This window comes from Saccharopolyspora sp. NPDC000995, from assembly GCF_053599315.1.
This window is the reverse complement of sequence record NZ_JBSFLZ010000209.1, coordinates 1-6,507: the sequence shown is the minus strand read 5'-3', so window position 1 is coordinate 6,507 and position 6,507 is coordinate 1. Positions and strand designations below refer to the sequence as shown.

The following is a 6,507-nucleotide window of genomic DNA, read 5'->3' as shown; positions in this document are numbered from 1 at the left end:
GCGCGATTATGCGCGGTAGTTATCCACAGCCCCACGGGCCACATCGGCCCCGTTCATGGGTGGGTTCGTTCGATGGGTCGAGGTCGTGGCGACTGCGCCCACGGGAGCCTTTCCTGTGGGCGCAGTGCTGTGTCCACCCGTGGGACCGGTGATCACGGGACTGGCTGAGATCCTCTGTACCGGTTTGGGGGTCCCGCAGCACCGGCCCGGGGGTGATCGTCCGGCTGTGGCGATCTCAGGGGGCGCTGAGGGGTGATCTCCAGCGGCTGGCCTTCGGAGGCCTGTTCATCTCGGATCGACCGGATGCGGCCGGGAGGCGATCAGCCCTTATTCCGCCACCTCGGCAGCAAGGCGGTCCGCGCTCGCCCGCCACTGGGCGTCAACACGCGCGCACTCGGCTTCCATGCGCGCATAGGAAGCGTCCATGCAGGTGTCGCAGATGCAGCGTCCGTGCTCGGTGTCATGGGAATGCATTGCCTGTCCAATCTCGGGTGGTCCGGCTCCTGTACGTAACCGTGTATGTTCCTCGCTCCCATTTCGCGAAACTCATGTTTCACCTAATCGGCGGATGCCCCGGCGGTCGGACCCCCGTACCGTCCTAGGCATCGGCGAAACCAAAGTTTCGCGAAATTGGAGCGACGGAAGCAGGGGTTCATGACTACGCAGGACACCGTCTCGGCCGCCGACACCGACGAGCAGCTGCGCGACGCCCGCGACAGCGTGCAGTCGCTGATCGCGCGGGCCGACACCAAGGCGCAGGCCACGCTGAGCGTGCACAGCCTGGCGCTGGCTGGCGCGGTGGCGCTGACCAGGACCACCCCCAGTACTCCGGCGGCTGTGGCGCTGGGGGTGGCGGCCGCGCTGTTCGGCGCCGCCCTGGTGACCACGCTGCTGGTGCTGCTGCCGCGCCTGCCCCGCACCTCCACCGGGATCACCGCGTGGGCCCGGATGAGCGCCGCGCAGGTCCGTGCGGCGGCTGCCGACGAGTCCGCCGGTCACGACGTCGCCGCACACGTGGCCACGCTGTCGAGGATCGCGGTCACCAAGTTCGCCCTGATCCGCGCCGCGCTGCTGATGGTCATCGCGGGCCTGGTCGTGACCGGCGCCGCGCTACTGATCTGAACCCATTTAAGGAAAGACGAGTTTCGCGAAATAGTCGACACGTTACGAGGGGAAGGAAGTGGGATCAATGCGCGCGTACCTGGTCGCCAAGGGGATCTATGCCGACTACGAGCCGCTGCATGTTTTCGCTGATCACGACACCGCGCAGTGGTGGGCGCTGACGTACAACTCGACGCACCCGCGCCAGTGCGACGGCGACGAAGCCCGCGTCGAGGAGATCGGATTCACGGCGGCGGGCATGGCCGCGCCGCCGGTCGATGGGCCGGTTGTCATCGACGGCACCGGCCGCGCCCTGAACTGCGCCGGAGACAGCGATGCCTGAGTCGATCCGCGACACCCGAGAGCGGGTGCGGGCGCTGCTGGCCGCCGCCGCCGCCGACGTCGAATCGGACGTAGCCCTGGAGCGGCTACGCACCATCCGGCAGGTCCGCCAGGCGCTGGATGCCGTCGAGGCGTCGGCGATGTTCAGCGCGCGGGAGGCCGGTACCGACTGGTCCGAGATCGGCGCCGCATTGGGGATGAGCGGCCAGGCCGCTGGGAAGCGATCGCGCCAGCGTCACCAGCTCACCGACCCGCGCACCGACGCGGCCACCGGCAGGCCTCGCAGCCGCGGTGCCTACCGGCCCCGCGCGCCACGTGGCGACGGTCGGCCACGCGCCAGCGCGACTACTCCGACCGAAGCCCTTGACGTCTCCGATGTGGCACCCGAACCGGCGGCCCAGCCGTCCCACGCGGAGCCCACGGCCGACGCTCAGCCCACTCCGTCCGGCCGTGGCCGCACCACGGCCGGACGACGCAAGAAGCGAGGTGCCTACACCATTTCCGAGATCGACGCCCACGAGCTCCGCCCCCTCGGCGAGACCGGCAGCTACGAGGTCGTGATCGCTGGTGATGTGCTTGGCCGGATCAGCCGCAGTGCCCGGCCCCGAGGCTGGCAGGCCTACGCCGCCGCCACCACCATCCCGGTGCCTCACTCCGGGCGCGGCCGCGTTGCCGCAACTCGTCAGCAGGCCGTGATCGATCTCCTGCTGCACCTGAACATCCACGGGAAGTGACCAGCCATAGCTTTCGTCGGCGGCCCGCCACGCTCACCGTGGCGGGCCGCCGGCCTTTTTCCGGCCCCGCCGACACACAGGACGTCTTGCACTCGCCGTGCAACCAGGACGTATCGCATCTGATGCGAACTCCACACGGTGGAGTTCGGCGCTCTTGATGGCGCGGAAAAGACCCCCGGATGCGCCAGCGGCGGCCACCCACGGCCGGGCACCCTGGCCTCATGACCGCCGACCGAGAGCCCTCAGCCCTGCACGCTGCCGTGGCCGATCTGGCCCGCGCCCTGGCCGGACGCCCCGCCGCCCGCGCCCCCCGGCAGCGAGTCAGCGAGCCGCCGCGTGGGCTCGTCATCGACCCCGGCCAAGGCGACCTGCCCGCCCGCCGCTGAGCGCGAGGGGCCCGTTTCGGCCCCTCGTATGACCTGCGGTTTTGGTCGAGTGGCGCGGAGCAAGATAGTGGATCAGGCGTCTGATCGGTGGCACGAAACGGCCCTCCTCCCGAGGTTGGGAGAAGGGCCGTTTCGTGTTCTGCGGCTACTTGCGCTTGTCGGTCTTCCAGCCTGCCTTGCGCATGCACTTCGGGCACATGGGGGCGTCGTACGCCGCCCCGCCGCCGTTGGTGAGCTCCGCACCGCACAGGCCGTGGAGCTTGCCGCCGAACATCTCGTACAGGCCCGACTCGGCGGTCGCGGCGATGTGCATGACGTTGCTGCTCACGGTGGAGTCCCGTTCCTTCCGTAGGGTTGCGGTCGGGACCGGGCAGGTAACGACTGCCCGGTCCCGACCATCGTTCTCGTCGACTGTTCGGATGGCGTAGATAGCGCAGGCCACCCCCACCAGCGAGGCCACCACGCGGATCGTGTCGCCGGTGAGCAGGCCCCACGCGGCGGACAGTCCCGCGATGATGAGCAGGGCGCGGTAGGCCCAGAGCCTCCTCATCACGCAATCCGGCCGGTGCCGAACTGCCCCGGCCGCAGCACCTTGACGACGGCATCCACCGGGTACGCCTTCGTGATCCACTCGACGTCGGTCTCGGTCTCGATCTCGTATCGGCCATCGCGGTGACCAGCTGCGGTCACTGGCCATGCGTTCCCGGACCGGTCGATCAGCTTGTCTCCCGCGCTGATCTCCAGCACGGACACGAGCTCGGTTTTGGTCGCACGGTCGGTCATCAGCAGTTCCCTCCGTCGGTTTGTCCGGTCGGTCCCCGCTCGCCCCGGGCGCGGGTGGTCCCGGGGCGAGCGGGCACGGCGGCCGGTCAGTCTTGAACCCAGACCCGGACCTCCTGGACTCCGCTGCCGCCACAGTCGTTGCAGCCGCTGCCAGAGCAGCCGTGGCACATGCGGGTGCGAGTTTCCATGTGACCGGTGGGCATAGTCGCTCCTTCTCTAGCTGTGTCCGATTCGGCGCGCTGCCGGGCGCGGGCGCGCTTGATGCGGTTGTTGACCGTGCCGTGCACTAGGCCCATGTCCCGGGCGATCTGGTGCCGCTGCCGGGGTGTCTGCTCATCGGCGCGGACCAGGGCGTCGTCGGTGAGCCGTTCGGCCAGGTCCTCGATCTGGTGCATGGCGCCGGCGGCGTGCGGCCACTGGTCGGCGGTGACGGCGCGCTGGTAGTCGGCTGCGAGGTTGACCAGTCGGGCGAAGTCGCCGCCGTCGTTGTCGAAGTCGATCCGGGTGCGCTTCATCCGGTCACCTCCTTTCGGATAATCCGTTGTCCGTTCTGATGTGACCATCATGCACTCCCAATCGGATAACGCGCTATCCGCCAATCGGATGACGCGCTATCCGAGTTCGGGCGGCGGGGGCCGAGGGAATCGGCAGGGAACAACCGAGGGAATCAGCAGGGACCGAGGGAAAACTCCCTTCGCCACTCCCTCGGCCCACTCCCTCGGGGCGACCTGCGGAAACACCGGAAGAGGGAATAAGGGAACGGCCCCCTGGGGAGTCCCCAGAGGGCCGTTTTCGGGGGTTCCGCGCCTCAGCTCGCGATTCCCTCCCTGTCCTGCTCGTCGCGATCCAACAGCGCCGCCTGGACCCGGGCGGCGTACACCATCAGCACGCCCGATTTGGTGACCTTGACGCCCAGCTCGCCGAGCGCATCCCGGAGCCGGTCGCCGTTCAGCGCCGCGTACGGCCGGTAGTTCGGAGCCAGGTCCCGAAGCCGGGACGCGACGTCGGTGGCCTTGACCTTGTCGCTGTCGCCCATCACCTCAGCGACGTCGGCGAGCAGGTCCCGCTCTTCCGGCAACCCGACCTCCACCCGCGACGTGGCCCCGCCGCGGATGCGCACCGCGCGCTCCACCACCAGCGCCATGTCGGCCGGGGTGAGGTAGTGCGTCCGCAAAGTCTCCGACTTTGCGGAGGTGAACCCCGTGGTGATCAGCGTGCCGGTGTCGTTGAGGTCGCCAGTCTCCGGATCCCGCGGCACGAGACCGAGCGCGGAGATCCCGTTCTCGTGCGCGTTCTCACCGAGCACGATGTTGTTGCGGCGCTTGTCGTTGATCGCACCGCACGCATTGTTGGTGGTCAGCGCGACGATGTCCCGTGGTAGCGACTGGTCGGACGGCGACGGTGTCACCAGAATCAACACGATCCCGTACTTACGCGCGGTCGTAATGAAGTTGATCACCGCGTTGACGACCTCACGGCGGTCCTGGGGATCGTCCTGCCGGAAGAACCACTGGCACTCGTCCATCACCACCACACGCGGGCGCAGCTCGGGGTGCTTCTTGACCAGCTCACGAGTCAGCACGGTGCCTGGTCCGCACTGCTCGAAGATCTCACCGCGCCTGACCAGGTCATCCTGGAGTTCGGCGAAGCGGTCGCGGGCCTGCTCGACGACATCCAGCGGGTTTCCCTGGATGCGCCGGTCCAGGACCGGGTCCAGGCCCACATAGTCGGCGTTCGCCGCGAAGCAGATCACTTCCAGGTCAACCAGCGGGTCCAGTGCGGCACCGGCCAGGATGTCCAGGACCAGCGTGGTCTTGCCCGAGCCCATGATTCCGGCAACGACATAGTTGCGCTCGAACAGGTGCGCGGTGATCTTCTTCCCGAACGGGGTGACGCCGACCGGCACGCCCTTGAAGAAGTCGGCCAGGCCTTCGTGCAGCAGCGGGTGCTCCGGCGCGGGCCTGCGCAGCTCGCCAGTGTTGAGCCGGTAGATGTCCAGCACCGTCGCGTCCCGCTTGTTGCGGGAGAGCAGCAGCTCAGCGGCCAGGCATCCGAGGTTGTGCGCGAAGATCCCCCGCGCGTCCTGGATCTTCTCCACCGTCACCCCGCCGGGAAGACGGATGGAGGCGGCCATACCGGGGCCGTCCTGGCGCGGGTGCTGTACCCACGGGTGTTCGCCGTCGCGGTTCGGCCAACCGTCCTTGATCGCCGCCGTCAGCTTCGTGATCCCGAGGTCGGCCAGTGCCCGGACGATGGTCCCGTCGGTGAAGGGGATGATCCGCTCGGCGTCGACGCTATCGGCAGGACGCAGCAGCGCTTCGGGAATGTTGCCGCTGGTGAGGCGCTTGTGGTAGGCGCGGGCGAACATCGCCGCGAACGCGACACCGAGCACACCCAGCGGCGCCCACCAGTTCTCCCACAGCCACGCGGTGACCTGCGCGATGACCCTGATCTCGGTCATCCACGCGTCCCAGAAATGCACGGTGTCCGGGTCAATGATCGTGCGGGCACCGGGAATGACGGTGCTCGCCAGCAGCGGCGGCAGGCCGTACTTCCCGCCGGCCTTCGCCACCGGCGCCAGCAGCTCACCGGCGAGGCCGTCGTGTGGCCGCACGCCCCGGTGGGACGCCCCGGCACGCTTCTGTGCGCGCAGCTCACGCCGGTGGGCGTGGTGCTCGGCCAGCCGTGCATTCAGCTCGCGGATGAGCTCGCTGTCGCCCGCGGTGTGAGCGGCGGCCAGCTGCTGAGTGATGTGGTACTCGAACCGGCGGTTCGCATTGAAGGCGCGCACCGTCTGCCCGGTGACGTCCTTGACCGACCCAGCGGTGTGCCAGGCGTGCCGGCCAACGAACCGCGCTTGCGGCGAGGTCACCGCCGCCCGGGTAGCGGCGGGAGTCCGCTTGGCGATGGAACCGACTCGGACCAGTGCCGGGGGAATCCGGCCAGGCCGGACGGCAACGGCCGTGCCGGGCGCGGGCTCCGTCGGGACTGGTCCGACGGGCGCGGCCGGAACCGTCACCGGCCGCAGGTTCGGGATGGTCGACGGCTCCTGATAGGAGCCAGGGAACGTCACGACATCGCCCATATCGGCGACGACCTCCTGATGCGGGTGCGAGATCCTGGTCGCGGAAACGGTGTGCTCCGGCATGGCGCTTCCTTTC

At 68.9% G+C, this 6,507-nt stretch carries 8 protein-coding genes; 4 read left to right on the top strand and 4 right to left on the bottom strand.

Annotated features, from left to right (window positions below):
- Positions 1 to 654: 654 nt before the first annotated feature.
- From ACWDKQ_RS34575 to ACWDKQ_RS34560, 4 genes are all read left to right on the top strand, one after another.
- On the top strand, positions 655 to 1,122 hold the full coding sequence (locus tag ACWDKQ_RS34575) for a Pycsar system effector family protein (RefSeq protein WP_450142973.1): 468 nt from the start codon (positions 655 to 657) through the stop codon (positions 1,120 to 1,122).
- 67 nt (positions 1,123 to 1,189) lie between these two features.
- Positions 1,190 to 1,444: a hypothetical protein gene (locus ACWDKQ_RS34570; RefSeq protein WP_450142972.1), complete on the top strand. Its 255-nt coding sequence runs from the start codon at positions 1,190 to 1,192 to the stop codon at positions 1,442 to 1,444.
- Positions 1,437 to 2,177 carry a hypothetical protein gene (locus ACWDKQ_RS34565; RefSeq protein WP_450142971.1) on the top strand — a complete coding sequence of 247 codons (741 nt, stop codon included), beginning with the start codon at positions 1,437 to 1,439 and terminating at the stop codon, positions 2,175 to 2,177. The genes ACWDKQ_RS34570 and ACWDKQ_RS34565 overlap by 8 nt, the downstream gene beginning before the upstream one ends.
- 221 nt (positions 2,178 to 2,398) lie before the next feature.
- Positions 2,399 to 2,563, top strand: a complete 165-nt coding sequence (locus ACWDKQ_RS34560) for a hypothetical protein (protein ID WP_450142970.1) — start codon at positions 2,399 to 2,401, stop codon at positions 2,561 to 2,563.
- 145 nt (positions 2,564 to 2,708) lie between these two features.
- On the opposite strand, the gene ACWDKQ_RS34555 is transcribed toward ACWDKQ_RS34560, so the two are convergent.
- The 4 genes from ACWDKQ_RS34555 to ACWDKQ_RS34540 form a co-directional block, all read right to left on the bottom strand.
- Positions 2,709 to 3,113 (bottom strand): hypothetical protein, encoded by a 405-nt coding sequence (locus tag ACWDKQ_RS34555; RefSeq protein ID WP_450142969.1) that lies wholly within the window; start codon positions 3,111 to 3,113, stop codon positions 2,709 to 2,711.
- Positions 3,113 to 3,346, bottom strand: a complete 234-nt coding sequence (locus ACWDKQ_RS34550; RefSeq protein ID WP_450142968.1) for a hypothetical protein — start codon at positions 3,344 to 3,346, stop codon at positions 3,113 to 3,115. The genes ACWDKQ_RS34555 and ACWDKQ_RS34550 overlap by 1 nt, the downstream gene beginning before the upstream one ends.
- Before the next feature lie 86 nt (positions 3,347 to 3,432).
- Positions 3,433 to 3,861: a hypothetical protein gene (locus ACWDKQ_RS34545; protein WP_450142967.1), complete on the bottom strand. Its 429-nt coding sequence runs from the start codon at positions 3,859 to 3,861 to the stop codon at positions 3,433 to 3,435.
- Positions 3,862 to 4,154: 293 nt separating this feature from the next.
- On the bottom strand, positions 4,155 to 6,494 hold the full coding sequence (locus tag ACWDKQ_RS34540; protein WP_450142966.1) for a zonular occludens toxin domain-containing protein: 2,340 nt from the start codon (positions 6,492 to 6,494) through the stop codon (positions 4,155 to 4,157).
- Positions 6,495 to 6,507: the final 13 nt, after the last annotated feature.

Bases quoted from the DNA above. Each gene is read 5' to 3' on its own strand.
- ACWDKQ_RS34560 (WP_450142970.1), top strand. From the start codon at position 2,399: ATGACCGCCGACCGAGAGCCCTCAGCCCTGCACGCTGCCGTGGCCGAT.
- ACWDKQ_RS34555 (WP_450142969.1), bottom strand. From the start codon at position 3,113: ATGAGGAGGCTCTGGGCCTACCGCGCCCTGCTCATCATCGCGGGACTG.
- ACWDKQ_RS34545 (WP_450142967.1), bottom strand. From the start codon at position 3,861: ATGAAGCGCACCCGGATCGACTTCGACAACGACGGCGGCGACTTCGCC.
- ACWDKQ_RS34550 (WP_450142968.1), bottom strand. From the start codon at position 3,346: ATGACCGACCGTGCGACCAAAACCGAGCTCGTGTCCGTGCTGGAGATC.
- ACWDKQ_RS34540 (WP_450142966.1), bottom strand. From the start codon at position 6,494: ATGCCGGAGCACACCGTTTCCGCGACCAGGATCTCGCACCCGCATCAG.
- ACWDKQ_RS34565 (WP_450142971.1), top strand. From the start codon at position 1,437: ATGCCTGAGTCGATCCGCGACACCCGAGAGCGGGTGCGGGCGCTGCTG.
- ACWDKQ_RS34575 (WP_450142973.1), top strand. From the start codon at position 655: ATGACTACGCAGGACACCGTCTCGGCCGCCGACACCGACGAGCAGCTG.
- ACWDKQ_RS34570 (WP_450142972.1), top strand. From the start codon at position 1,190: ATGCGCGCGTACCTGGTCGCCAAGGGGATCTATGCCGACTACGAGCCG.